The following is a 23552-nucleotide window of genomic DNA, read 5'->3' as shown; positions in this document are numbered from 1 at the left end:
CGGTTCCGGGACCTTTTGGGCTAGACCATGAAACGCAAGCTATCGAGCCAGGCGACGGCCGCCTGGATCCGCCTGATGCGGGTGCCGAGCCGGGTGCTGGACTGCGTCGAGCAGGATTTGAAGAAGGCCGGTTTTCCGCCGCTCGCCTGGTATGACGCCTTGCTCGAGCTGTCGCGCGCGCCGTCGGGCGAACTGCGTCCGGTCGAGCTCGAGCGCCAGATGCTGATCCCGCAATATTCGACCTCGCGGCTGATCGACAAGCTGGTCGACGAGGGGCTCGCCGCCCGGCGCGAATGCAAGATCGACAAGCGCGGCCAGTTCGTCGAGATCACCGAGGCCGGGCGCGAGCTGCAGAAGAAGATGTGGAACGCCTATTCCGCCGCGATCGACAAGCATGTCGGCTCCAAATTGTCCGACGCCGACGCGACCAGGCTGTGCGGTCTGCTCGACCGGCTCGGCTGCGCCTGCGGCGACGCCAAAGGCGACGTCAAGAACGAGACCAAGGCTGATAGCAAGGCTGCGCCTGCGCGAGACGGCGTGCCTGCCCGATGATATTGCTGATTCCATCATCCGCAGCCGTTGTGGCTCGCGGATGTCCCTGCCACCGCGCGCCTTCGATCGAAGCGCCCTTGAGTTGGATTATCTATGGCGCGTGACCAGATCGACATGACGCCGCTGCAGTCGCGCGACGAACTCGTGGCGTGGCTTGAAGCCGGCGTGAAGCCTGAGTCCGAATTCCGGATCGGCACCGAGCACGAGAAGACTCCGTTCACGCTCGAGGGCCATCAGCCCGTGCCCTATGAAGGCGCCAAGGGCATCGGCGCGCTGCTCGAGGGCATGAAGCTCTTGCTCGGCTGGGAGCCGATCATGGAGCGCGGCAACATCATCGGCCTTTATGACGTCACCGGCGGCGGCGCGATTTCGCTCGAGCCGGGCGGGCAGTTCGAATTGTCGGGCGCGCCGGTCGAAACCGTGCATCAGACGCAGTCGGAATTGATGGCGCATCTGGCGCAGGTGCGGGAGATCGCAACCCCGCTCGGCATCGGCTTCCTCGGCCTCGGCATGACGCCGTCCTGGTCGCGCGCGCAGATCCCCGTGATGCCCAAGGGGCGTTACAAGATCATGCGAAACTACATGCCGAAGGTCGGCAAATACGGCCTCGACATGATGTTCCGGACCTGCACGGTGCAGACCAATCTCGACTTCTCCTCCGAAGCCGACATGGTGAAGAAGCTGCGGGTGTCGCTGGCGTTGCAGCCGATCGCGACCGCATTGTTCGCCAACTCGCCGTTCACCGAAGGCAAGCCCAACGGCTTCCTGTCGTTCCGTTCCGAGATCTGGCGTGACACCGACAATGCACGCAGCGGCATGGTGCCGTTCGCGTTCGAGGACGGCATGGGATTCGAGCGCTATGTCGATTACGCGCTCGACGTTCCGATGTATTTCGTCAAGCGCGACGAGGAGTATATCGACGTCTCCGGCTCCTCGTTCCGGGATTTCTTCGCCGGCAAGAATGCCGCCCTCCCAGGTGAGCGTCCGACCTTGTCGGACTGGGCCAATCACCTCTCGACGATCTTCCCCGAAGTGCGGCTGAAGCGTTATCTCGAAATGCGCGGCGCCGACGGCGTGCCGTGGGGCCGGCTGCCGGCGCTGCCAGCGTTCTGGGTCGGACTGCTCTACGACAATGACAGCCTCGATGCCGCCTGGGACATCGTCCGCCACTGGACCGCGCCGGAGCGGCAGGCACTGCGCGACGACGTGCCGCGTTTCGGCTTCAAGTCGCGGATCAAGGACCGCTATCTGTTCGAGATCGCCAAGGAGTGCCTGATCCTGTCGCATGCCGGATTGCGACGGCGCGGCCGGATCGATCATCTCGGACGCGACGAGAGCCGCTTCCTCGAGCCGCTCGAGCGCATCATCGAGGCCGGCCGCTCGCCGGCGGAGGAGATGCTGGAGAAGTTCAACGGTCCGTGGAAGGGCTCGGTGGAACCGGCCTATCAGGAGTATGCGTTTTAATCCCCGCTTGGCCCCAATCCGGGCGTGAGGCGCGCGCGGACGGCGGTGGTGTCGCACCCGCCGTTCATCCGCCGTACAGGTTCATGGCGTTCAAATGACGACCCGCTAAACGCGCGGGGCTGCGCGAATTTGAAAGCAATCTCATGGGGATAGGCCGCCACTTTAGGGCGTGTGTGGTGATGTTTGCGGTCCTTGCGGCCGCTGTCGTCGCGCGCCCGGCATTGGCGCAGACCAATTTCGACCGTCCCGGCGGCGACTATCTCAACGCGCCGGTGACGACGGGCGATCCGGCCGATTGCGCGCTGACCTGCGAGCGCGACCGCCGCTGCCGCGCCTGGAGCTTCAACTACCCGACCGACGCCAACAATGGGGCGGTGTGCTGGCTGAAGAACACCGTGCCGCCGCGGGTGCAGGACGTCTGCTGCGTCTCCGGGGTGCGCGGCGCAGGCGTGGTCGAACCGCGCAACGGCGCCATCGAAACCTCGATCGACCGCCTCGGCGGCGACTACAAGAATTTCGAACTGAAGAGCAGCGACGGCGACGAGGCCTGCCAGGCCGCCTGCACCGCCGACAACAAGTGCCGCGCCTGGACCTACGCCCGGCCCGGCTATGCCGGCCGCGACGCGCATTGCTTCCTGAAGAAGGAGATCAAGCCGCCGCGGCGGAAGGCGGGGTTCACGTCGGGCGTGGTGCGGTGAGTCCGGTCCCGGATTACGCTTCGCTCCATCCGGGCTACGAAGCTATGACAGGCTACTCCGCCGCCAGCACCGTGAGCTCCGGCCACAGCGCCTGCCACCGCTCAGCCTTCCTCGCATAGTTCGCGGCCGAAAAATTCGCGGTCCGGTTCGGCCGCACGATCATGCCGGCGACATCATCGAAGCCGTTCGGCGCATAGACGTCGTAGCCGCGCGTGGTGCGGCGGATGCCGATCTGCGTGTTTTCGGTGAGGAAGCGATCGATGCCGTCGCTCGAACGCGACAGCGCCGGGTAGGGCAGGCCGTGCTTGTCGGGATACCAGAGATGGACGCGGGCCTGGTTGCGCACCTCGATCGCGACACCGAGATGCGCAAGCCGTGCCTTGAGCTCGCGGATCACCGCGTCCTCGGCCTCCCATGAGGTATCCGGATCGAAATAGAAGATGTCGTGGTCGCTGATGCCATGATCGAGCGGCCGGCGGGTCAGCACGTTCCACACGGTCTGCACCAGGCAGCCGGCGACCAGCCATGCATCGGGCAAGCCGAGGCGGTACAGCTCGTCGGTGACGGCTTGATTGGCCGGGTTGCGCAGCGCGGCTGTGAGGAATTCGTCCTGCGTCACGACGAGGCGGTCGCGTCGTAGTCCCTGACCGCCTTCTTCGACGCCAGCGTGCGCCAGTGCCGGCGCAGCAAGGGCTCGACGGTGGCGCGTTTGGCCTTCGACAGGCGGATCAGGACTATCGGGTAGTCGCGGTAGTGATTGGTGAAATAGAACACTTTGGGCTGATGCTCGACCAGGATGTCACGCTCATCGGGCGGTACGCCCGGCATCACCAGGCTGTCGCCGTCCTCCTTCAGCCGCACCAGCATCTTGTTGCGCACCTTCAGCGCCGGCGTGCCGTAGGAAGAGCCGTCCTCGACCTCCGGCCACGCCAGCGCGATGCGCCTGATGTTGTCGAAGGTCATGGCTGACCTCTCGTGGGGAATGTAGCCCGGATGAGCGAAGCGATATCCGGGACGGCCTCGACACATGCCCCGGATGTCGCTGCGCTCATCCGGGCTACGCGCTACGCGTCTACTGCACCGAGGTGAAGAAGCGCGCGAGGCGGAAGCCGGAGAGCCAGGTCCAGACCGGCTGGCTGCGGATGCCGAGGTCCCAGGAGCCGACCACGGCGTCGGCGCGGCCAATCAGATTGTCGATCGGCAACAGGCCGACGCCGCCGTCGCGCACCGGCACGCGGCTATCGGCGGAATTGTCCCGGTTGTCGCCGAGCACGAACAGTTTGCCCGGCGGCACCGTCACCTCTTGGGTGTTGTCGAGCCGGCCGTTGTCGCGGATCTTGAAGATCGCGTGGTTGACGCCGTTCGGCAGCGCCTCGATATAGCGATACGCCTCCTCGCCGCCGCCGCGATCGTCTTCGGCGAAGCCGGTGCCGTCGGGCTTCAGCGTCGCCGGATGATCGTTGATGAAGAGCTGACCCTGCCGCATCTGGATGCGGTCGCCGGGCAGCCCGACCACGCGCTTGACCCAGGCCTGCGAGCGGTCGCCCGGCCAGCGGAACACGACGACGTCGCCGCGCTTCGGCGTCTCGCCGAACACGCGGCCGGTTTCCGGCAGCGTGATCTGGATCGGCAGCGAGGCCGCGCCGTAGCCATAGGGATATTTCGAGGCGACCAGCGCGTCGCCGATCAGCAGCGTCGGCTCCATCGATCCCGACGGCACGTAGAACGGCTCGGCGATCGCGCCCTTGGCGAGGAAAACGACGGCCACGATCGCGGCCAGTTGCACGGCCTGCCCGCGCCAGCTGGTCGGCTTGGCCGTCACGACTTCGTTTCCGCTGCTCACTAGCCCGTTCCTCCGACCGTAATCCGTTCCATCCTGAGCGTCGGCTGGCCGACGCCGACCGGCACGCCCTGGCCGTTCTTGCCGCAGGTGCCGATTCCCGTATCCAGCGCAAGATCGTTGCCGATCATGGTGATCCTGTGGAGATCGGTCGGTCCGTTGCCGATCAGCATGGCGCCCTTCACCGGCGCACCGAGCTTGCCGTTCTCGATCTTGTAGGCCTCGGTGCACTGGAACACGTATTTGCCCGAGGTGATGTCGACCTGGCCGCCGCCGAAATTGGCGGCGTACATGCCGTTCTTCACCGAAGCGATGATCTCGGCCGGGTCGCGGTCGCCCGACAGCATGTAGGTGTTGGTCATGCGCGGCATCGGCACATGGGCATAGCTCTGCCGCCGTCCGTTGCCGGTCGGCTTCATGCCCATCAGCCGGGCGTTCTGACGGTCCTGCATGTAGCCGACCAGAATGCCGTCCTCGATCAAGACGGTGCGGTTGGTTGGCGTGCCCTCGTCGTCGATCGAGAGCGAGCCGCGGCGCGAGGCCATGGTGCCGTCATCCACCACGGTGACGCCCTTGGCGGCGACCTGCTGGCCCATCAGGCCGGCAAAGGCGGAGGTCTGCTTGCGGTTGAAGTCGCCCTCGAGCCCATGGCCGACGGCCTCATGCAGCATCACGCCGGGCCAGCCGGCTCCGAGCACCACGTCCATCTCGCCGGCGGGCGCCGGCACCGATTCGAGGTTGACCAGCGCCTCGCGCAGCGCGCCGTCGGCGGCGTCGCGCCAGGCCTTGGTCTCGATGAAGCGGGCATAGCCCTCGCGGCCGCCATAGCCCTTGCTGCCGCTCTCCTGCCGGTCGCCCTGGCCGGCGACGACGGAGATGTTGACGCGCACCAGCGGGCGGATGTCGCGATAGCTCTCGCCGTCGGGCCGCAGGATCTCGACCACCTGCCAGGTCGCGGTGAGGCTGGCGGAGACCTGCCGCACCCGCGGGTCCTTGTCCCTGACATAGGCGTCGATCTCGCCGAGCAGCTTGACCTTGGCCTCGAATGCCGGCCCGTCCAGCGGGTTCTCGTCGCCATAAAGCTTGATGTTGGTGTGGGCCGGCGCCGCGGCGAAAGTGCCGGCATAGCCGCCGCGCACGGCCGCGACGGCATCCGCGGCTCGGATCAGCGCCGGGATCGAGACGTCGGAGGAATGCGCATAGCCGACCGCGTCGTCCTTGACCGCGCGCAAGCCAAAGCCCTGCGAGGTGTCATAGGTCGCCTGCTTCAGCCTTCCATTGTCGAACACCAGCGCCTCGGTCTGCCCAAATTCCAGGAACAGCTCGCCGTCATCGGCGCCTTCAAGTCCGCGCGCTACCTCGCGGCGAACGGCATCGCGGTCCAGATTGGCGCGGTCGAGCAGGGAGGTCGTGGCAGGATTGGTCATGGTCACTCCGACGCAATGCGATTGCTTGGCGATTCCTCGTCATCCTTGCCTGAAGCGCAACTGATTGCCAGTGGGGAACCCGCAGCAGGGATTTCGGGGGATTGAAGCAGAGACGAGCGGAAAACTCATCTTACAACCCGGAAACCTGTACCGGTCCCGGTTCAGGCCCGGACGGCGATCACCAAAGATAGTGGTTGGGGTGGCAAACCGGGAGTGCCTGCGACTATGCGGTCGATCACAGTGCCCCGTCGGTCTCCTCACCTTGTCGTCATCACCTTGAGCGCCGATCCGCCTTCCGCGGCTGGCTTTCGCCGACATCGCCCGATTGCGGCTTCGGCTGCGCGGTGCCCTGCGCCGAGGTCGGAAAGCCATGCTCCTGCGCCCAGCGGTACAGTTCGTCGAACACCGGCTTGAGCGCCTTGGCCGACGGCGTCATCTCGTACTCAACCCGTGGCGGCACCTCGGGATAGACCGTGCGCTTGACGAGGCCATTGGCCTCGAGATCGCGCAGCTGCGTGGTCAGCATGTGCTGGGTCACGCCGGGGATCGACTGGCGCAGCTCGCCGAACCGCCGCTTGCGCTCGACCAGTTGCCACAGGATGTCGCCCTTCCATTTCCCGGCCAGCACCGACAGCGCGCGATGAAATTGCGCCGACAGGTCGCCGTTGCACGGCTCGGACGCCGCCGGAGGCTCGGCAGGCTCAATAGTCAGTTTTTTCATACTACCTCACAAAAAGCATCCTACTTGTTCTTTTCATCTTACTCCCGAATTTAGACCACCGAAAGCCGCGGGCCAGCCGCCGATCGATCGGGTGGCCGCGCGGCCCGGCCTTACGAACAACTCGGGAGTCATCAATGTCAGTTGCAGTTGCCGCGGCGCCGTCGCGCTGGAAATCCGTCAGCCTCTGGGTCGTCAGGGGACTGCTCGCTTTGGCCTTTGCCGCCGCGGGCGCCGCCAAGCTTTACGGCGTGCCGATGCTGGTCGAGGAATTCGAGCATATCGGGCTCGGTCAGTGGTTCCGCTATTTCACCGGATCGCTGGAGCTGCTCGGCGCGATCCTCATCCTGCTGCCCCCGGTCGCAGCGTTCGGCGGCGTGCTGCTCAGCTGCATCATGGTCGGTGCCACCGTCAGCCATCTGTTCGTGATCGGCGGCTCGCCGGTGCCCGCCCTGGTGCTGCTGACATTGAGCGCGATCGTCGCCTACGCCAAGCGCAGCCAGTTCGTCCTGCTCGCGAGCGCGCCGTGAGGTAAGCGCGATGCGCGTCTCTCGCCGCAAGCTGGCGGTCGTGACCGGGCTGGTGCTGGCCTTCGCGGTGCCGTTCGCCGCGACGATGCTGCTCACCGGTTCGGTCGCGGCGGTCTCGAAGCCGGAGCCCAAGAAACTTGAGTCCAGGAAGCCCGAGCCGCGCGTGCACCACCTGGTGCTGCCGATCAACAGCGACGACCCGACCACGATGCGGGCGCTGATCTCGACTGCGCTCAACCTCCCGAAATATTATCGGGAGCGCAACGAGCCGTTCGAGATCGAGGTCGTCGCCTACAATGCCGGCGTCCACATGCTGCGGGCCGATACCTCGCCGGTGAAGGACCTGTTCCGGGTGGTGAGGGGGCTCGCGCCGGACATCCGCTTCGTGGTCTGCGAAGCCACCAAGCTCGGCATGGAGCGCGCCGAGGGACATCCGCTGGTCCTGCTCGATCATGTCGACCTGGTGCCGAACGGGCCCGGGCGCATCATCGAATTGCAGGAAGCCGGCTGGTCCTACATCCGATCCTGAGCGATGCAGCGATCAAGCCAAGCGGAGAATTTGTCATGACGTCAGCTCACGTACCGACGCGCCGCGCCGTCGTCGCCGGTATGATCGGCGCCGGCGCCTCGCTCGTAATGCCCGCCGGAGCTGTGCGCGCAGCGTCGGGGCCGCCGCAATTCGGCACCATCCGGCACCAGTTCACGCAGGTCGAAGGCGCCCGCCCGGTGCCGCAGGTTGCGATCCCCGTGCTCGCCGGCGGCGCGCTCGATCTCACCGCGTTCAAAGGCAGGATGGTGCTGGTGAACTTCTGGGCCACCTGGTGCGCGGCGTGCCGGACCGAGCTACCGATGCTGGACCGCCTTGCCGCGAGCGGCCGCAGCGATCTCGTCGTCGTCGCTGTCAGCACCGATCGCAACCGCGCGCCGGTCGCGCCCTACGTCAAGCAGCTCAAGCTCCGCCACCTCGCGATCGGCTTCGATCCGGGCGGTCTCGTCTCGCGTGTCGACGCCGCCGAGGCCGATACGCCGTTCGCGCTCTACGGCATGCCGATCACATTCTTGATCGGCGTCACCGGACAGGTCGAAGGCTACATGACGGGAGAGGCGGACTGGCTGTCCGCCGAGGCGAGCGGGTTGTTCGATTATTATGCGGCGGGTGGGCGGTAAGCTGATCTGCTTGGCGTAGCCCGGATGAAGCGCAGCGAAATCCGGGAAGGCACTCTCTGCTGACGCCGGTCCCGGATTGCGCTGCGCTTCATCCGGGCTACGGCCTCTGCATTTGCGACGCCGGCCTAACCCCTAGGGCAATTTGTCATACCCCTCCGCCAGGCCGTTCAGGCTGAGCGGAAAGCCGATCCCTTCTTCCGGGGTCTCGAAGATGATGAAGGTCGCGGTCTTGGCGTTCTTGAGCTGGCCGAGCAGCTTGTCGTCCATCACGACCTCGGCGACGCAGCCATTGGGCAGACATCTGACAAAACCGGCGCGGCCGACGTCCTGATTGTCGAGCTTGAGGCCGAGGCCGGAGGGCAGCAGCACGCCGAGCGGCGCGACCACGCGCATCAGGCGGCTCTTCTGGTCGGCGGTCTTCAGCACGATCACGGTCAGGCCGGCGTTGGAGCGGTCTTCCGCTACCACGCTCTGGATCAGCGCGCATTGCTCGGCCTGGGCGCCGGGCGGCGTGTCGCAGCGGATCTGCCAGTCGCCGTGAACCGAGCGCACCGCGCCTTGCGCGTTTGCCGGCTGGGTCAGGCCAAGAGAGAGGCCAACAGAAAGGCCAAGCCAGAGGGCCAGAATCGCGAGGCCGCCGAGCCGGCTGGCCATCGTCAAACGAATGTTCGAAGCGCCCATCCGGGTCGATCCTTATAGATGTTCGGTCGGTCCGGCCGTCCAGCCGCCGGTAGCACGCGCGCCATGATGCGCTTCCCGAAAGCGAATCATGATCTCATCTTCTTGTTTGAGCATGATCTTTCGGAAAACCGGTCTCCACTTTTCCGGATCATGCTCAGGCGTCGACTGATACCGCAATGACGGCGCCTTGAAGGCGATCTTGAAGCCATTCTCGCGCCGGATTGGGGCAGCCCGCAGCGAATCAGGTTCCTGTGCGCTGCCCTGTCTGTGGGTACATCCGGTAATCCCCCTGTCAACTGCATGCGGCGTCGTTTCGGCGACTTTCGCTTGATTTTGCGGGAAAAATCGCAGGCGGCAGCTTCATCGCAGGCGCATGGCTTTCGGCCCCACTACTGCATTGCGAGCGCCGGAGAATTATGGTTTGAGAGGCTGGATTTCGACGCGTTCTAGCGATCTGGCTCCCGTACCCACCTTGACTCAGAGACGGGTATGTCCGGAAGGCCGTTTGTCAGGGCGGATCGTGCTGCATTTTCGGCCACATGCCGGAGGTGCTTTGGGGAATAATGCAAGGGAGCGCGAGCGGCATGAAGATGTCGATTGGCCGGTTGGGCAGGCAATTGCTGGGGTTGGCGGTAGCGGGTGTGGCGTCGATCGCCGCGGGATCGGCCTTCGCCGAAATGGGGCAGCCGGCTCCGTGGGAGCACACGCTGCAGGAAGCCGCGACCCCGGTGATGGAAAACATCATCTGGTTTCACAACTTCCTGCTGGTGCTTATTACCGTCATCACCCTGTTCGTGCTGGCGCTGCTCATCATCGTGGTGGTGAAGTTCAACGCCCGGGCCAACCCGGTCCCCTCCAGGACCACCCACAACACGCTGATCGAAGTGGCCTGGACGCTGATCCCGGTCCTGATCCTGGTCGGCATCGCGGTGCCGTCGTTCCGCCTGCTGTTCCTGGAGCTCGACGTGCCGAAGCCGGACCTCACGGTGAAGGTCACCGGCAAGCAGTGGTACTGGTCCTACGCCTACCCGGATAACGGCAAGTTCGAGTTCGACTCGCTGCTCGACAAGGACAAGCAGCCGCGTCTGCTCGGCGTCGACAACGAGATGGTGGTCCCGGTCAACAAGGTGGTGCGGATCCAGACCACCGGCGCCGACGTGATCCACTCCTTCGCGGTGCCGGCCTTCGGCGTGAAGATCGACTCGGTCCCCGGCCGCCTCAACGAGAGCTGGTTCAAGGCCACCAAGACCGGCGTGTTCTACGGCCAGTGCTCGGAACTGTGCGGCAAGGACCACGCCTTCATGCCGATCGCGGTGCGGGTCGTCAGCGACCAGGAATTCGCGACCTGGGTTGAAGGCGCGAAGAAGAAGTTTGCGACCAACCCGGCGAATTCCTACGCCTCGGCTGGTCAGGCGGCGCAGTAAGCCTCACGGCTTACGGCGCGGATGGAATAAGGGCGACGGGACCGCAAGGTCCAAGAGGGACTGCAAGGCAGGATTTTGAACATGGCGACAGGCGCAGCGACACACGACGATCACGCCCATGATGATCACGCCCACCATCCGACCGGATGGCGGCGTTATCTCTACTCCACGAACCACAAGGACATCGGTACGATGTACCTGGTCTTTGCGGTGATCGCGGGCATCATCGGTGCTGCGATGTCGATCGCGATCCGTGCCGAGTTGATGTATCCGGGCGTCCAGATATTCCACGAGACGCACACCTATAACGTGTTCGTGACCTCGCACGGTCTGATCATGATCTTCTTCATGGTCATGCCGGCGATGATCGGCGGCTTCGGCAACTGGATGGTGCCGCTGATGATCGGCGCGCCGGACATGGCGTTCCCGCGCATGAACAACATCTCGTTCTGGCTGCTGCCGGCCTCGTTCGCGCTGCTGCTGATGTCCACCTTCGTCGAGGGTGAGCCGGGCGCCAACGGCGTCGGCGCGGGCTGGACCATGTACGCGCCGCTGTCGACCTCCGGCCATCCGGGTCCTGCGGTCGATTTCGCGATTCTCTCGCTCCATCTCGCGGGTGCCTCGTCGATCCTCGGCGCCATCAACTTCATCACCACGATCTTCAACATGCGCGCGCCGGGCATGACCCTGCACAAGATGCCGCTGTTCGTGTGGTCGATCCTGGTGACCGTGTTCCTGCTGCTGTTGTCGCTGCCGGTGCTCGCCGGTGCGATCACCATGCTGCTGACCGACCGCAATTTCGGCACCACGTTCTTTGCGGCTGACGGCGGCGGCGACCCGGTGCTGTTCCAGCATCTGTTCTGGTTCTTCGGTCACCCCGAAGTGTACATCCTGATCCTGCCCGCCTTCGGCATGGTCAGCCAGATCGTCTCCACCTTCTCGCGCAAGCCGGTGTTCGGCTATCTCGGCATGGCCTACGCCATGGTCGCGATCGGCGGCATCGGCTTCGTGGTGTGGGCGCACCACATGTACACCGTCGGCATGTCCTCGGCGACGCAGGCCTATTTCGTCGCCGCCACGATGGTGATCGCGGTGCCGACCGGCGTGAAGATCTTCTCCTGGATCGCCACGATGTGGGGCGGCTCGATCGAGTTCAAGGCGCCGATGATCTGGGCGATCGGCTTCATCTTCCTGTTCACCGTCGGCGGCGTCACCGGCGTCGTGCTGGCCAATGCCGGTGTCGATCGCGTGCTGCAGGACACCTACTACGTGGTGGCGCACTTCCACTACGTGCTGTCGCTCGGCGCCGTGTTCGGCATCTTCGCCGGCTGGTACTACTGGTTCCCGAAGATGTTCGGCTACATGTACTCGGAGACCATCGCCAAGGCGCACTTCTGGTTTACCTTCATCGGCGTCAACCTGGTGTTCTTCCCGCAGCACTTCCTCGGCCTGTCGGGCATGCCGCGCCGCTATGTCGACTATCCGGATGCATTCGCGGGCTGGAACCTGATCTCGTCCTGGGGCTCCTACATCTCGGGCATCGGCGTTCTGATCTTCATCTACGGCGTGATCGATGCCTTCGTCCGCAAGGAGCAGGCCGCGAACAATCCGTGGGGTGCGGGTGCGACCACGCTGGAGTGGACGCTGACCTCGCCGCCGCCGTTCCACCAGTTCGAAGTGCTGCCCCGCGTGCAGTAAGTCCAGGACAACGCGGCGCACTTTAAGGGTGCGCCGCGCCTTTTGAGAGAAGCGAGACCTGATCTTGTCGGTTATCGATCACAACGCCATCGAACTGCCCCGGATCTCCGAGGCCGAAGTGGGCGACTACATCGCGCTGTTGAAGCCGCGCGTGATGTCGCTGGTGATCTTCACCGCCCTGGTCGGGCTGATGATCGCGCCGGTGCACGTGCATCCGGTGCTGGCGTTCACCTCGATCCTGTGCATCGCGGTCGGCGCCGGCGCCTCCGGCGCGCTCAACATGGCCTATGAGGGCGATGTCGACGCGCTGATGACGCGCACCGCCAACCGGCCGATCCCGCGCGGCCGTATCACGCCGACCGAGGCGGCCGCGTTCGGCATCACGCTCGCTTTCTTCTCGGTGATGACGCTCGGCATCCTCGTCAACTGGGTGGCGGGCGCGCTGCTTGCCTTCACCATCTTCTTCTATGCCGTGATCTACACGATGTGGCTGAAGCGCTGGACCGCGCAGAACATCGTGATCGGCGGCGCCGCCGGTGCCTTGCCGCCGGTGGTGGCGTGGGCCGCCGCGACCGGATCGCTCTCGGTCGAGCCGATCCTCCTGTTCCTGATCATCTTCTTCTGGACCCCGCCGCATTTCTGGGCGCTGGCGCTGTTCCGCAGCGACGATTATGCGCGCGCCGGCATCCCGATGCTGCCGGTCGTCGCCGGACCCGACGCGACCCGGCTGCAGATCCTGCTCTACACCATCGTGCTGGTCGCGATCGCGCTGGCGCCGTGGCCGCTCGGCTATTTCGACGCGATCTACGGCGTCACCTCGCTTGTGCTTGGCGCCGGCATGCTGTGGCTCGCCATCGAGGTCTATCGCCGCCGCGAGGGCACTGCTGCCAATCGCGCCACGCGCCGGCTGTTCGCCTTCTCGATCCTCTATCTGTTCGCGCTGTTTGCCGTCCTCCTCGCCGAGGTCGTGGTCCGCGCGATTGCGCCTGTCTTCATCGGATAGGGAGCCGGGGGGCGAGATGGGGGCGCATGGGATATCAATGGACGAGAAACGCGAACCAGAAGGAATCGTCCTCACCGAGGCACAGCTCAGGAGCCGCCGCCAGCGCTCGATCGCCATCGCGCTCGCGCTCGGCATCCTGGTCGTGCTGTTCTTCGCCGTCACCCTCGTCAAGGGGCCAGCCGTGCTGGTGCGGCCGCTGTGAGTGAGATGGCGAACCAGGAACCGCAGCAGGGTGAGGGCGCCAAGGTCACGCGCCGCACGCTGACGCGCGACGCCGTGGTCGCCTCGATCTGCGGCTTCGTCGTGGTGCTGATGGTCGGCGCGTCCTACGCGGCCGTGCCGTTCTACAACTGGTTCTGCCGCACCACCGGCTTCAACGGCACCACCCAGGTCGCGACCTCGGTGCCTTCGGATGCGCCGCTCGCGCGCACCATTTCGGTCAGCTTCGATTCCAACGTCGCGCCGGGCCTGCCCTGGAAGTTCGAGCCGGAGCAGAACACGATCGACGTCAAGATCGGCCAGGTGGTCACGGTCTACTACGCCGTCACCAACCAGTCGGCGCGCACCACGACCGGCCAGGCGTCCTACAATGTCGCGCCGCTGACGGTCGGCGCCTATTTCCAGAAGATCAACTGCTTCTGCTTCACCGAACAGACCATGGCGCCGGGCGAAAAGCGCGAGATGGCCGTGGTGTTCTATGTCGATCCGGCGCTGGCCAAGGACAGCGAGAACGACACGCTGAAGACGATCACTTTGTCCTACACCTTCTTCCCCGTGCGCGACGCAACGCCGAAGCCCGTGGCGGCCGGCGAGGCGGAGCAGCGCAAGGGCGGCTAGTCCTGGAATTTGAGATTTAAGACGTGCCTTGCGGCACGCGAATGGAGAGACGGCAATGGCTGAGGCGCAAGTCAAGCATCACGACTATCATCTCGTCGACCCGAGCCCGTGGCCGGTGGTCGGCTCGATCTCGGCCTTCATCATGGCGTTCGGCGCGATCGGCTGGATGCACCACATGTTCTCCGCGGCCCCGATCGTGTTCGGCGTCGGCACCATCGGCGTGCTCTACACCATGGCGAGCTGGTGGGGCGACGTGATCAAGGAAGCCCAGTACAAGGGCGACCACACCCGCGTGGTGCAGATCAGCCACCGCTACGGCATGATCCTGTTCATTGCCTCCGAGGTGATGTTCTTCGTCGCCTGGTTCTGGGCCTTCTTCAACTCGGCGCTGTTCCCGGCCGACGCGGTGCACGCCACGCGCGATGCGGTGTTCGGCTGCGGCGCCGGCACGGCGATGGGTGCCTGCTCGGTCCCGGGTACCTGGCCGCCGAAGGGCATCGAGACCTTCGATCCCTGGCATCTGCCGCTGCTCAACACGCTGCTGCTCCTGACCTCGGGCACCACCGTCACCTGGGCGCACCATGCGCTGCTCGAGAACGACCGTCAGGGCCTCAAGCAGGGCCTGATCCTCACGGTGATCCTCGGCGCCCTTTTCACCTGCGTGCAGGCCTATGAGTACGCCCATGCGACGTTCTCGTTCGGCGGCAACGTCTATGGCGCGACCTTCTTCATGGCGACCGGGTTCCACGGTTTCCACGTGCTGGTCGGCACCATCTTCCTGCTGGTCTGCCTGATCCGCGCCTATGCCGGCCACTTCACGCCGAAGCAGCACCTCGGCTTTGAGTTTGCCGCCTGGTACTGGCACTTCGTCGACGTGGTCTGGCTGTTCCTGTTCATCTGCATCTACGTCTGGGGCCACGGCGCCGAGACGATGGCCCACGGCGCACACTAATTGCCGGCCGACGTGCTAAGAGGGGGCGGCCGAATGGCCGCCCCTTTGCTTTTGAAGAGAACCGATGACCGATACTCCGCCGACCGTCACTGAGAGCGCACTGCGCGGCATCGCCTGCCGCTGCCCGCGCTGCGGCAAGGGCAAGCTCTATTCCGGCTTCCTGACGCTGGCGCCGCGCTGCCAGGCCTGCGGCCTCGACTTCGCCTTCATCGATTCCGGCGACGGGCCGGCGATCTTCGTCATCATGCTGGCCGGCGCCATCGTGGTCGCGGCGGCGCTGATCGTCGAGGTGAAGTACCAGCCGCCGTTCTGGGTGCATGCCGCGCTGTGGCTGCCGTTGATCCTGGTCACCACGATCCTGCCGCTACGATCGATGAAGGCACTTCTGATCGCGCTGCAATTCCACCACAAGGCCGCCGAAGGCCAATTGATCGAGCGCGACCCGAAATGAATGATACGACGACGCATCGGCCGAGCGCGGCCGGCTTCGGCATTTTCACGTTGATCCTGATCGCGGTGTTTATCGCCCTCGGCTTTTGGCAATTGCAGCGCCGGGTCGAGAAGCACGCGCTGATCGCGGCGCTCGATGCGCGGCTGGCCGCCCCGATCGAGGCGCTGCCGCCGCCGTCGGCATGGCCGACGCTGACCTCCGCCAAGGATGAATTCCGCCGCGTCACCCTGACCGCGACCTATGCGAAGCAGCCCGACGCGATGGTGTTCAGCTCCGGCTCCGCGGTGCGCGACGACATTTCGGGTCCGGGCACCTGGGCGTTGCTGCCGGCGAAGCTCGCGAGCGGCGAGATCGTCGTGATCAACACCGGCTTTGTCCAGAACACGATGCAGGATCGCGCCTTCGAGGACCGCGTCGTTGGCCGCCTCGTCACCGGCGCGCCGGTTGAACTGACCGGCTATATCCGCTTTCCCGAGCCACCGGGCCGGCTGACGCCCAAGGAAGATCCGGCGAAACGGCTGTGGTTCGTGCGCGATCATCGCGCGATGGCGCAAACGCTCGGCTGGGGCCAGGTCGCACCGTTCTATATCGACCTCGAGGCGCCGGTGCCCGACAGCGGCACGCCGAAGCCCGGACCGCTCAAGGTGCGTCTCAAGGACGACCACATGCAGTACGCCATCACCTGGTTCTCGCTGGCCGCCGCGGTCACCATCGCCTTCGGCCTGTGGTGGCGCGGCCACCGGCGGCGCGCCTCTGGTCGAACCTAGCCTCATCATGGTTTGATTGACCGCGAAGGGGACTTCGCGGCGAGCAAATCAGGGTGTGCCATGGAGAAATACGGCGCCGGGCCAATCGTTGTCCTGGACTATGACCCCAACTGGCCGGCCATGTTCGAGACGGAGCGCGCGAGGATCGAGCATGCGCTCGGCTCGCTGACCCTGGCCATCGAGCATGTCGGAAGCACCGCGGTTCCGGGTTTGCCGTCGAAGCCGATCATCGACCTGATGGTCGGTGTCTCCAGCCTCGCGGAGGCACGGGAGCGCTGCATCAGGCCGATCGAGGCGCTCGGCTACCACTACATACCGGAATACGCGGCGTGGCTGCCCGGCGAGTTGTTCTTCCGCAAGGGCCCCCCGGGCCCGTGGACCCATCATCTGCATGTGATGGAGCCATCCAATCCGCGCTGGGAAACGCTGCTGGTGTTTCGCGACTATCTTCGCGCGCACCCCGAGGCGGCCCGCGCCTACGCGGATATCAAGCAGGCCCTTGCTGCCTCCTCAAGGGAGGACATCGCGGCCTATCGCAACGGCAAAACTCGTTTCGTCGAGGAGACGACCGCGAAGGCCCGCGCATGGCGCGCGGACCCGTCCGGTCGATAGCGCGGCTTCGCCACGCCTGCATTCTGTCGTAGCTCATGCATGTCCGCGCCGGGATCAATGACCCATAGGGGCGGGACCGCCAAGCCTGACCTTGCGCAAGGTCAGCGCCAGCGGGATCGCGGAGAGCGAGATCAGCATCAGGACCCAGAACGCGTCCATGTAGGACAGGAACGAGGCCTGGGTCTGCACCTGCTGCCCGATCCACTGAATCGCCTGTTGATGCGCCTGCGCCAGCGAACTGCCCTGGGCGACGAAGAAGTCGGTGATCTGGTGCAGCGTGTCCTGGTATTGCGGGCTCGACGGCGTCACCTGCTCGACCAGCCGGCTCTGGTGGAATTGCTGGCGATGCGTCAGCACGTTGGACACGATCGAGACGCCGATCGAGCCGCCGGTGTTGCGCGCCGCGTTGATCAGCGCGGAGGCCTGGTCGGTCTTGTCGGGCGGAATGCCGTCATAGGACGCCGCCATGATCGGCACGAAGATCAGCGGCAGGCCGACGCCGATCAGCATGCGCGAGCGCGCCATGAACCAGAAGCCGAGATCGCCATAGACGTTGGTCATGCTGTACATCGAGGCGGCGATCACCAGCGCGCCGGCAACGATCAGGTATTTCGGCTGCACCCGGGCGGCGAGCCGGCCGACCGCGAACATCATCATCATGGTGACGACGCCGCCGGGCGAGAGCACGAGGCCGGCCCAGGTCGCGGTGTAGCCGAAATCCTGCTGCACCAGCTGCGGCAAGAATTGCGTGGTCGCGAGCAGGATGGCGCCGGTCGCCAGCATCACCAGGAAGCAGGCGCCGAACTGCCGGGTTGCGACCATGCGCAGGTCGATCATCGGATTGCGCCGGGTCATCTCCCACGGGATCATCAGCACGAACGCCGTAGCGCAGATCACTGCAAAGGTGATGATGAAGGGCGAGGCGAACCAGTCGTCCTCGAGGCCGCGGTCGAGCACCACCTCGAGCGCGCCGAGGAAGGTCGCGACCAGCGCGAAGCCGATGAAGTCGAACGTGTTGCCCTGGGGCTGCGCGCCCTTGGCTTTCGCGGTCGCGGGCTCCTGCAGCACGGCCGCGATCAGCGCGATCGCGAACACGCCGACCGGCGCGTTGATCAGGAAGCACCAGTGCCAGGAGAGGTTGTCGGACAGCCAGCCGCCGAGCGTCGGGCCGACCACCGGCGCCACCACGACGGCAATGCCGAACACCGCGAACGCCTGCCCGCGCTTGGCCGGCGGGAACGCATCGGCGAGAATAGATTGCGCAACCGGCACCATGCCGCCGCCGCCGAGACCCTGCAGGATACGGAACAGCAGCAGCGCGTTCAGATTGGGCGCGAAGCCGCACAGGATCGAGCTGATTGTGAAGATGCCGAGGCAGATCAGGAAGAAGGTCTTGCGCCCGAGCGTGCGGGCGAGAAAGCCCGAGGCGGTCAGGATGATGGCGTTGGACACCAGATAGGTGGTGACCACCCAGGAGGCCTCATCCTCGCTCACGCCCATGCCGCCGGCGATATAGGGCAGCGCCACGTTGGCAATGGTGGTGTCGAGCACCTCCATGAAGCTCGCGAGCGCAACCACGATGGCGATCAGCCAGGGATTGACGGTGGCGCTCGGAGTCGAAAAACCTTTGGCGTCGATGGCGGCGGCACTCATCACAGCCTCCCGAAGCTCGACTTCTCAAGGCGCTCGACGAGGGACGGCGTGGCATCGATCCGCACCGTCGGCACCACGGACATGCCCGGGCCGAGCGCGACGTCGGTCGGCGGGTTGTCCATCACGATCTTCACCGGCACGCGCTGCACGATCTTGACGTAGTTGCCGGTGGCGTTCTGCGCCGGCAGCAGCGAAAACGCGGTGCCGGAGCCCGGCTGCACGCTCTCGACATGGCCCTGGATGGTGCGGCCGGGATAGGCGTCGATCTTCAGCGTCACCTTCTCGCCCGGCCGCATCTTGTCGAGCTGGATCTCCTTGAAGTTCGCGGTGACCCAGGTCTGGTCGGGCACGAACATAGTGAGATTAGTGCCGGCCTGTGCGAACTGGCCGACCGCGGCTGACAGGTTGACGACGCGGCCCGGCTGCGCGGCGGTGACCGTCGTATAGGACAGATTGAGCCCGGCCTGGTCGCGCTGCGCCTCGGCCTGGGCGAGGTTGGCGACCGCGCTCTTGCGCTGCGCCTTCAGCGACTCGACCTGGCGCTGCGCGAGGTTGAGCGTCGCCTGCGCGCTCAGCAGCGCAGCCTGCTGCTGATGCAGCTGCGAGGTGAACTGCTCGGAATTCTGCACCGTGCCGTAGCCGGATTGCTCCAGATGCTGGTAGCGCGTCGCCTGCTGCTGGGCGAATACCAGCGCCGCCTGCGCCTGGTCGACCTGCGCCTGGTTGGCGGCAATCTGCGCCTGCTGCACGTCGAGCTGCGCATCGACATTCTCGATGCTGGCGCGCGCGGCCGCGACCTGCGCCTCGGCCTGCGCCAGCGCGACGCGATAGTCGCGGTCGTCGAGCCGGGCGATCACGTCGCCGGCCGCGACATGCTGGTTGTCGGTGACCGGGACGGCGGTGATGTAGCCGGAGATCTTCGGCGCCAGCGCCGACTGACGCGCGGCGATGAAGGCGTCGTCGGTGGATTCGAAATGCGCGCTGTAGTCCATGTAGAGATAGCCGCCGCCAATGGCTGCGGCGAGCAGCACGGCGCCGATCGCGGAGACGACCGGACGGCGGCGGAGAAAGCTGGGCCGTGTTGCCTTGCCGATGATCTCCGGCGGGATTGTTGCCGGCGGAGCGGGCTCCTTGTCCGCAGGGCGCTCCTGCGCAGGAGCCCGCGCCGTGATCTCCGGCTGCTCCGATGTGACGTTGGGCTCATGCGCTGAGGGGGCACCCTCGATGCCCTGGTGGCCCGGTTGGTCGCGCTCCAAGACGGTGTCTTCAAACATGATGGCGGCTCCTGCTGTCAGGCGAGGTCTGCAAGGCCTTCGCAAAAAAGGAACGGTACCGTTCCGTTCTATGCGGCAAATAGTCTCGCCGTGGTGCGCCGTCAATAGAAACGGAACTGTATCGTTCTATTTACAACTAGATGTGATAAGGCTATATTGCCTGATATTGCCGGCCTGACCGGCCCATCGAACCCGGGTCGATGCGATGACCACCAGCACCCTGAAGAAGCCGCGGGTCGCCAAAGCCAAGCCGGTCGAGGTGCGCGCCGGCCGGCCGCCGAAGGAGCTCGCCGGCGAGGTCGATGCACGCATCCTCGACGCCGCGCGCCGGGTGTTTCTGCAGCGCGGGTTCGAGGGCGCGAGCATCGATGAGATCGCGGAAGTCGCGCGCTCCGGCAAGCGGACGATTTATGCGCGCTTTCGCGACAAGCGGGCGCTGTTCACGGAAGTGGTGACGCGGGACATCCTGGCACGCATCGCCGAGTTCAAGGCCGATCCGCCGGTCGGCGCGACTATCGAGGAGCGCCTCACCAGCGTTGCCTCGACCCTGCTGCATTGGGGCTTCGATGCCGACCGGATCGGCCTGATGCGGCTCGCCATCGCGGAGGCGCACCGCTTCCCGGATCTCGCCGCCAACGTCAACCGCAGGGCGCGCGCGCTTAGCACCGAGCTCGGCATTCACCTGCTGCGCGACCTGACGCAATCCGACGAGCTCGGCAAGCTGCCGGCCTTCGCGCCCGAACACCTGCCGACCACGGCGCGGATGTTCCTCGACATCATCGCCGTGCCGATGCTGCTTCGGGCCTTGTTCGAGGTGGATCTGAAGGCGCTCGACCCCGAGATCGACGCCCATGTCGCGCGCGGCGTCGCGTTTTTCGTTGCTGCATGCCGGACCGGCTGGGTGGAGAATCCCAAGCCATAGGCGCGCTCAATCCGGCGCGCGCTCCACCGCGTGACGCAGCCAGACCATGCCGCCTTCCAGCGTCTCGCAATGGGTGAGCCGGAGCGATTGTCCGGCGCCGGGGCGGTCGCCGTCGGGGCCGTGATAGTCGACGATGCTTTGCGAGCCGGCGACGCCGTCGACCGCCGGAAAGATCAATGTGCTGAACTCGTCGATCAGCCCATGCTTGAGGAAGGCGCCGTTGATTCCGCCGCCGCCTTCGAGCAGCAGCGTCCTGGCGCCGAACAGCGACGCCAGCTGCGCCATCGCGCCCGGCAGGTCGTCGCCCTTCGTGCCTGCAAAGATGTAAGACGCACCGTCCTCGCGCAGCTCGGCGAGATGTGCATCGGACACCTGCTCGCCCAGCACCGCGACGGCGTGATCGCCGCCGACATTGTCCTTGCCGAAATGCACGCGGCCCGACGGATCGATGCCGACGGCAAGCTTGCGGCCGTTACGGTTGCCGAGATGCGCCTCGCGCGGCAGCCTCAGTGGGTTGGCGGTATGCCGCTCGGCTCCCTTGGCCATCTCGTTCATGGTGACGCGGCCGATGATCCATCCATCGGCATCGAAGCCGTCATGGATCCGTTCGTAGTGGCCGCGCAGCACGTCGGCCGGAATCCCGGCAGCGGCCTTGGTGAAGCGGCTGGGATGCAGCCGGCCGTCGATCGACGTGCCCATGTGGCAGATGATGTGGAGGCGCATAGGCTGAACTCTTCGATGGGGGATGACCGCGCCGCAGGGGCGGGTGGGCAGCTTCAGATTTATAGACGCGCAGGCAGGTTCTCAACGCCGATAACGCCGCGGCGTTTCAACTTCGCTTGTTAATCGAACCAGCCGTGCCGCTTGAACCAGAGCACCGGCAGGATGCCGCTGGCGATGATCGCGGCCCAGGCCAAGGGATACCCAAGCGTCCAGCTCAGCTCCGGCATCGCCTTGAAGTTCATCCCCCAGACCCCGACCAGGATGGTCGGGGGAACGCCGACCACCGACACGATGGTCAGGATCTTGAACAGGTCGTTCTGCTGGATGTTGATGAAGCCGAGCACGGCGTCCAGCAGCAGCTGGATCTTGTCCGACAGCCGCGTCTCGTAGTCGCCGAGCGAGGCGACGTCCTTGGTGACGGCCTCGAGCCGGCGCTTCGATGCCGACGTGATCCATTCATTGCCGACGTCGTCGGCGAAGCTCGCGACCCGGCCGACGCCGAGCAGCACGTCGCGCGCCTTCGCCAGCCGATCGGCGAGCTCGCCGATGTTCTCCAGCGCCTCGCGCAGCCTGCGGCTGGAGCGCACCGGACGCTTGCTCCGCACCAGGCCGCCCTTGAAGACGCCCCGCGACAGCCTGTCGGTCTTGGCGCCGAGATGCTCCAGCACGTCGGCGCCGCGATCGATCATGGCCTCGAGCAGCGCGGTGAACACGCACATGCCGTTCTGCAGGCTCTTGTCGGTGCCGATCCGCTTCATGACGTCGTCGAACGTGGTCAGCTGCGCGAACCGCACGGTGACCAGCACCTTGGGGCCGATCACGAAGCCGATATTGGTGATCTCGGCTTCGTTGTTTTCGTCGAGCCGCACCGCCGGCGAGCTCAGATAGAGCCGGTCATGGTCGGTGATCAGGCGGCTCGACGCCTCGATCTCGCCCAACGATCGCTCGGACGGGACGCGGATGTCGAGCACGCGCTCGACGAACTGCTTTTCGTCCTCGGTGGGATCGAGCAGATCGATCCAGATGATCTCGGACGGCAATTCCACGCCGATGCTTCGCCAATCAAAGGTCGCCGACCTGTACAGCTTCAGCAATGATCGGGCTCCATGCATGGTGGGTCGTGCGTCCCACGACAATCGCGAGGACAGCAAAGCCGTTCCATGCATCTGGAAGCCTGCCGGCACTCACTTCAGTCGATGAGAGGTTCCGCCGAGCTTTCTAAGCCGGCGCAGGTCACTTGCGGCCTCCGAGAGCAACCAATCGCGAAACGTCACGATCTTCGGCAGGTTTGCCGTCGCCTTCGGGCAGAGGATCCAGTAGGTCTTCGACAACGGCAGCGACTGCGGAAACGGCCGCGCCAGATGGCCGTTGATGAGGTCCCATGCCGCCAGCGTGGTGCGCGCCAGCGCAATGCCTTGCCCATTGATGGCGGCATCAATCACCATGCTGGCGCGATTGAGGACCGGGCCATGCGTGGCGGCAGCATCGTCAAGTCCCGCTTCCTGAAGCCAGTTCTTCCAGTCGACGCGACTGTCCATATGGATCAGCGGAAATTTCAGAATGTCAGCGGGATTGCTCAAGCGTCGCTTGCCGGACAATAGCTTTGGGCTGCACACGGCAAATAGCTGCTCCGGGCTCAGCCGCACCGCGTCAAGCCCCGGCCAGTTGCCGTCGCCATGGCGTACCGCGAGATCCACTTCCTCGCGCGCGAAGTCGACGTGGTGCAGCGTGGCGGAGACGCGCAGGTCGATGCCGCTATGCGCCTCAACAAAGTGGCCGAGCCGGTGCACCAGCCATTTCGCAGCAAAATCCGGCGAGGTCGAAACCGTGAGCACACCGGTATTCTGCCGCAGCAATAGCCGCTCGGTGCCGATCGCGATGCGATCGAGTGCGTCGCGCACGACCGCCAGATAATCGCGTCCGGCTTCTGTGATGATCAGTCGCTGGCGCTCGCGGTTGAAGAGCTTAATTGCGAGCTCCGCTTCCAGTGCTTTCACCTGATGGCTGACGGCACCCTGCGTGACACAAAGCTCTTCAGCCGCGCGCGTAAAACTCTCGTGGCGCGCGGCGGCCTCGAAGGATTTCAGGGCGTTCAGTTGCGGCAGGCGTGGGCGCATCGCAATACTTCATGAGAAAAATTAGGGCAGGCACGAGAAACG

27 protein-coding genes are annotated in these 23552 nt (G+C 65.3%); 16 read left to right on the top strand and 11 right to left on the bottom strand.

Features of this window, described 5'->3' with window-relative positions; genetic code table 11:
- Positions 1-27: 27 nt before the first annotated feature.
- From ACVWYP_RS01475 to ACVWYP_RS01465, 3 genes are all read left to right on the top strand, one after another.
- Complete coding sequence (locus ACVWYP_RS01475) at positions 28-552, top strand: MarR family winged helix-turn-helix transcriptional regulator (protein ID WP_304497475.1); 525 nt, start codon at positions 28-30, stop codon at positions 550-552.
- 93 nt (positions 553-645) lie between these two features.
- Positions 646-2016, top strand: a complete 1371-nt coding sequence (locus tag ACVWYP_RS01470) for a glutamate--cysteine ligase (RefSeq protein WP_028338997.1) — start codon at positions 646-648, stop codon at positions 2014-2016.
- A 143-nt stretch (positions 2017-2159) separates the two neighbouring features.
- Complete coding sequence (locus ACVWYP_RS01465) at positions 2160-2714, top strand: PAN domain-containing protein (protein WP_411780090.1); 555 nt, start codon at positions 2160-2162, stop codon at positions 2712-2714.
- A 52-nt stretch (positions 2715-2766) separates the two neighbouring features.
- On the opposite strand, the gene ACVWYP_RS01460 is transcribed toward ACVWYP_RS01465, so the two are convergent.
- From ACVWYP_RS01460 to ACVWYP_RS01440, 5 genes are all read right to left on the bottom strand, one after another.
- Entirely contained in the window at positions 2767-3333 is a 567-nt protein-coding gene (locus ACVWYP_RS01460) for a nucleotidyltransferase family protein (protein WP_304497474.1), read from the bottom strand.
- Positions 3330-3677 (bottom strand): MmcQ/YjbR family DNA-binding protein, encoded by a 348-nt coding sequence (locus ACVWYP_RS01455; protein ID WP_304497473.1) that lies wholly within the window; start codon positions 3675-3677, stop codon positions 3330-3332. The genes ACVWYP_RS01460 and ACVWYP_RS01455 overlap by 4 nt, the downstream gene beginning before the upstream one ends.
- A 109-nt stretch (positions 3678-3786) precedes the next feature.
- Positions 3787-4557 carry a signal peptidase I gene (lepB, locus tag ACVWYP_RS01450; RefSeq protein ID WP_304497472.1) on the bottom strand — a complete coding sequence of 257 codons (771 nt, stop codon included), beginning with the start codon at positions 4555-4557 and terminating at the stop codon, positions 3787-3789.
- Positions 4557-5981, bottom strand: coding sequence for a metalloprotease TldD (gene tldD / locus ACVWYP_RS01445; protein ID WP_016847098.1), 1425 nt, complete (start codon positions 5979-5981; stop codon positions 4557-4559). Before tldD ends, lepB begins: the two co-directional genes overlap by 1 nt.
- 271 nt (positions 5982-6252) lie before the next feature.
- The gene (locus tag ACVWYP_RS01440) at positions 6253-6702 is read right to left on the bottom strand and encodes a winged helix-turn-helix transcriptional regulator (RefSeq protein WP_304497471.1); all 450 of its coding nucleotides are present in this window, start codon (positions 6700-6702) and stop codon (positions 6253-6255) included.
- 134 nt (positions 6703-6836) lie between these two features.
- On the opposite strand from ACVWYP_RS01440, the gene ACVWYP_RS01435 reads away from it, so the two are divergent.
- From ACVWYP_RS01435 to ACVWYP_RS01425, 3 genes are read left to right on the top strand one after another with little or no spacing between them, the layout of a single operon-like run.
- Positions 6837-7229: a DoxX family protein gene (locus tag ACVWYP_RS01435; protein ID WP_304497470.1), complete on the top strand. Its 393-nt coding sequence runs from the start codon at positions 6837-6839 to the stop codon at positions 7227-7229.
- 10 nt (positions 7230-7239) lie between these two features.
- Positions 7240-7758: a DsrE family protein gene (locus ACVWYP_RS01430; RefSeq protein WP_304497469.1), complete on the top strand. Its 519-nt coding sequence runs from the start codon at positions 7240-7242 to the stop codon at positions 7756-7758.
- A 35-nt stretch (positions 7759-7793) separates the two neighbouring features.
- Positions 7794-8396, top strand: a complete 603-nt coding sequence (locus ACVWYP_RS01425) for a TlpA family protein disulfide reductase (protein ID WP_304497468.1) — start codon at positions 7794-7796, stop codon at positions 8394-8396.
- Positions 8397-8528: 132 nt separating this feature from the next.
- On the opposite strand, the gene ACVWYP_RS01420 is transcribed toward ACVWYP_RS01425, so the two are convergent.
- On the bottom strand, positions 8529-9077 hold the full coding sequence (locus tag ACVWYP_RS01420; RefSeq protein ID WP_304497467.1) for an invasion associated locus B family protein: 549 nt from the start codon (positions 9075-9077) through the stop codon (positions 8529-8531).
- Positions 9078-9661: 584 nt separating this feature from the next.
- Between ACVWYP_RS01420 and coxB the strand changes: the two genes are divergently transcribed.
- The 9 genes from coxB (at position 9662) to ACVWYP_RS01375 (ending at position 16821) form a co-directional block, all read left to right on the top strand.
- On the top strand, positions 9662-10501 hold the full coding sequence (gene coxB, locus ACVWYP_RS01415) for a cytochrome c oxidase subunit II (RefSeq protein WP_028338988.1): 840 nt from the start codon (positions 9662-9664) through the stop codon (positions 10499-10501).
- A gap of 81 nt (positions 10502-10582) precedes the next feature.
- Positions 10583-12199, top strand: coding sequence for a cytochrome c oxidase subunit I (ctaD, locus tag ACVWYP_RS01410; RefSeq protein ID WP_028338987.1), 1617 nt, complete (start codon positions 10583-10585; stop codon positions 12197-12199).
- A 64-nt stretch (positions 12200-12263) separates the two neighbouring features.
- On the top strand, positions 12264-13202 hold the full coding sequence (locus ACVWYP_RS01405) for a heme o synthase (RefSeq protein WP_304497466.1): 939 nt from the start codon (positions 12264-12266) through the stop codon (positions 13200-13202).
- Between the two features lie 37 nt (positions 13203-13239).
- Positions 13240-13404, top strand: a complete 165-nt coding sequence (locus tag ACVWYP_RS01400) for a hypothetical protein (protein WP_018269059.1) — start codon at positions 13240-13242, stop codon at positions 13402-13404.
- Positions 13405-13409: 5 nt separating this feature from the next.
- The gene (locus ACVWYP_RS01395; RefSeq protein WP_304497465.1) at positions 13410-14039 is read left to right on the top strand and encodes a cytochrome c oxidase assembly protein; all 630 of its coding nucleotides are present in this window, start codon (positions 13410-13412) and stop codon (positions 14037-14039) included.
- Between the two features lie 55 nt (positions 14040-14094).
- A complete protein-coding gene (locus ACVWYP_RS01390; protein ID WP_028338984.1) occupies positions 14095-14991 on the top strand; it encodes a cytochrome c oxidase subunit 3 in 897 nt (298 codons plus the stop codon).
- A 64-nt stretch (positions 14992-15055) separates the two neighbouring features.
- The gene (locus ACVWYP_RS01385) at positions 15056-15442 is read left to right on the top strand and encodes a DUF983 domain-containing protein (RefSeq protein WP_026191934.1); all 387 of its coding nucleotides are present in this window, start codon (positions 15056-15058) and stop codon (positions 15440-15442) included.
- The gene (locus tag ACVWYP_RS01380) at positions 15439-16209 is read left to right on the top strand and encodes an SURF1 family protein (protein WP_304497464.1); all 771 of its coding nucleotides are present in this window, start codon (positions 15439-15441) and stop codon (positions 16207-16209) included. Before ACVWYP_RS01385 ends, ACVWYP_RS01380 begins: the two co-directional genes overlap by 4 nt.
- 60 nt (positions 16210-16269) lie before the next feature.
- Complete coding sequence (locus ACVWYP_RS01375; protein WP_304497463.1) at positions 16270-16821, top strand: GrpB family protein; 552 nt, start codon at positions 16270-16272, stop codon at positions 16819-16821.
- A 54-nt stretch (positions 16822-16875) separates the two neighbouring features.
- Here the strand turns inward: ACVWYP_RS01375 and ACVWYP_RS01370 are convergent, their stop codons facing one another.
- Positions 16876-18474, bottom strand: coding sequence for a DHA2 family efflux MFS transporter permease subunit (locus ACVWYP_RS01370; protein ID WP_456683978.1), 1599 nt, complete (start codon positions 18472-18474; stop codon positions 16876-16878).
- The gene (locus ACVWYP_RS01365; protein ID WP_439711122.1) at positions 18474-19748 is read right to left on the bottom strand and encodes an efflux RND transporter periplasmic adaptor subunit; all 1275 of its coding nucleotides are present in this window, start codon (positions 19746-19748) and stop codon (positions 18474-18476) included. The genes ACVWYP_RS01370 and ACVWYP_RS01365 overlap by 1 nt, the downstream gene beginning before the upstream one ends.
- Before the next feature lie 205 nt (positions 19749-19953).
- On the opposite strand from ACVWYP_RS01365, the gene ACVWYP_RS01360 reads away from it, so the two are divergent.
- Positions 19954-20670, top strand: a complete 717-nt coding sequence (locus ACVWYP_RS01360) for a TetR/AcrR family transcriptional regulator (RefSeq protein ID WP_304497461.1) — start codon at positions 19954-19956, stop codon at positions 20668-20670.
- A 6-nt stretch (positions 20671-20676) separates the two neighbouring features.
- Here ACVWYP_RS01360 and ACVWYP_RS01355 read toward each other — a convergent pair whose 3' ends face one another.
- From ACVWYP_RS01355 to ACVWYP_RS01345, 3 genes are all read right to left on the bottom strand, one after another.
- Positions 20677-21393 (bottom strand): dihydrofolate reductase family protein, encoded by a 717-nt coding sequence (locus ACVWYP_RS01355; RefSeq protein WP_304497460.1) that lies wholly within the window; start codon positions 21391-21393, stop codon positions 20677-20679.
- Positions 21394-21512: 119 nt separating this feature from the next.
- Positions 21513-22487, bottom strand: a complete 975-nt coding sequence (locus ACVWYP_RS01350) for a magnesium transporter CorA family protein (RefSeq protein WP_304497459.1) — start codon at positions 22485-22487, stop codon at positions 21513-21515.
- Positions 22488-22577: 90 nt separating this feature from the next.
- The gene (locus tag ACVWYP_RS01345; protein ID WP_304497458.1) at positions 22578-23510 is read right to left on the bottom strand and encodes a transcriptional regulator GcvA; all 933 of its coding nucleotides are present in this window, start codon (positions 23508-23510) and stop codon (positions 22578-22580) included.
- Between the last annotated feature and the right edge of the window lie 42 nt (positions 23511-23552).

Source organism: Bradyrhizobium sp. USDA 3262 (assembly GCF_054060035.1).
This window is presented reverse-complemented; position numbering and strand designations above follow the sequence as displayed.

What these genes read in the sequence shown, in the direction of transcription:
- ACVWYP_RS01475 (WP_304497475.1), top strand. Translation starts at nt 28, where the DNA reads ATGAAACGCAAGCTATCGAGCCAGGCGACGGCCGCCTGGATCCGCCTG.
- ACVWYP_RS01470 (WP_028338997.1), top strand. Translation starts at nt 646, where the DNA reads ATGGCGCGTGACCAGATCGACATGACGCCGCTGCAGTCGCGCGACGAA.
- ACVWYP_RS01465 (WP_411780090.1), top strand. Translation starts at nt 2,160, where the DNA reads ATGGGGATAGGCCGCCACTTTAGGGCGTGTGTGGTGATGTTTGCGGTC.
- ACVWYP_RS01455 (WP_304497473.1), bottom strand. Translation starts at nt 3,677, where the DNA reads ATGACCTTCGACAACATCAGGCGCATCGCGCTGGCGTGGCCGGAGGTC.
- tldD (WP_016847098.1), bottom strand. Translation starts at nt 5,981, where the DNA reads ATGACCAATCCTGCCACGACCTCCCTGCTCGACCGCGCCAATCTGGAC.
- ACVWYP_RS01440 (WP_304497471.1), bottom strand. Translation starts at nt 6,702, where the DNA reads ATGAAAAAACTGACTATTGAGCCTGCCGAGCCTCCGGCGGCGTCCGAG.
- ACVWYP_RS01435 (WP_304497470.1), top strand. Translation starts at nt 6,837, where the DNA reads ATGTCAGTTGCAGTTGCCGCGGCGCCGTCGCGCTGGAAATCCGTCAGC.
- ACVWYP_RS01430 (WP_304497469.1), top strand. Translation starts at nt 7,240, where the DNA reads ATGCGCGTCTCTCGCCGCAAGCTGGCGGTCGTGACCGGGCTGGTGCTG.
- ACVWYP_RS01425 (WP_304497468.1), top strand. Translation starts at nt 7,794, where the DNA reads ATGACGTCAGCTCACGTACCGACGCGCCGCGCCGTCGTCGCCGGTATG.
- ACVWYP_RS01420 (WP_304497467.1), bottom strand. Translation starts at nt 9,077, where the DNA reads ATGGGCGCTTCGAACATTCGTTTGACGATGGCCAGCCGGCTCGGCGGC.
- coxB (WP_028338988.1), top strand. Translation starts at nt 9,662, where the DNA reads ATGAAGATGTCGATTGGCCGGTTGGGCAGGCAATTGCTGGGGTTGGCG.
- ctaD (WP_028338987.1), top strand. Translation starts at nt 10,583, where the DNA reads ATGGCGACAGGCGCAGCGACACACGACGATCACGCCCATGATGATCAC.
- ACVWYP_RS01400 (WP_018269059.1), top strand. Translation starts at nt 13,240, where the DNA reads ATGGACGAGAAACGCGAACCAGAAGGAATCGTCCTCACCGAGGCACAG.
- ACVWYP_RS01395 (WP_304497465.1), top strand. Translation starts at nt 13,410, where the DNA reads ATGGCGAACCAGGAACCGCAGCAGGGTGAGGGCGCCAAGGTCACGCGC.
- ACVWYP_RS01390 (WP_028338984.1), top strand. Translation starts at nt 14,095, where the DNA reads ATGGCTGAGGCGCAAGTCAAGCATCACGACTATCATCTCGTCGACCCG.
- ACVWYP_RS01385 (WP_026191934.1), top strand. Translation starts at nt 15,056, where the DNA reads ATGACCGATACTCCGCCGACCGTCACTGAGAGCGCACTGCGCGGCATC.
- ACVWYP_RS01380 (WP_304497464.1), top strand. Translation starts at nt 15,439, where the DNA reads ATGAATGATACGACGACGCATCGGCCGAGCGCGGCCGGCTTCGGCATT.
- ACVWYP_RS01375 (WP_304497463.1), top strand. Translation starts at nt 16,270, where the DNA reads ATGGAGAAATACGGCGCCGGGCCAATCGTTGTCCTGGACTATGACCCC.
- ACVWYP_RS01370 (WP_456683978.1), bottom strand. Translation starts at nt 18,474, where the DNA reads ATGAGTGCCGCCGCCATCGACGCCAAAGGTTTTTCGACTCCGAGCGCC.
- ACVWYP_RS01365 (WP_439711122.1), bottom strand. Translation starts at nt 19,748, where the DNA reads ATGTTTGAAGACACCGTCTTGGAGCGCGACCAACCGGGCCACCAGGGC.
- ACVWYP_RS01360 (WP_304497461.1), top strand. Translation starts at nt 19,954, where the DNA reads ATGACCACCAGCACCCTGAAGAAGCCGCGGGTCGCCAAAGCCAAGCCG.
- ACVWYP_RS01355 (WP_304497460.1), bottom strand. Translation starts at nt 21,393, where the DNA reads ATGCGCCTCCACATCATCTGCCACATGGGCACGTCGATCGACGGCCGG.
- ACVWYP_RS01345 (WP_304497458.1), bottom strand. Translation starts at nt 23,510, where the DNA reads ATGCGCCCACGCCTGCCGCAACTGAACGCCCTGAAATCCTTCGAGGCC.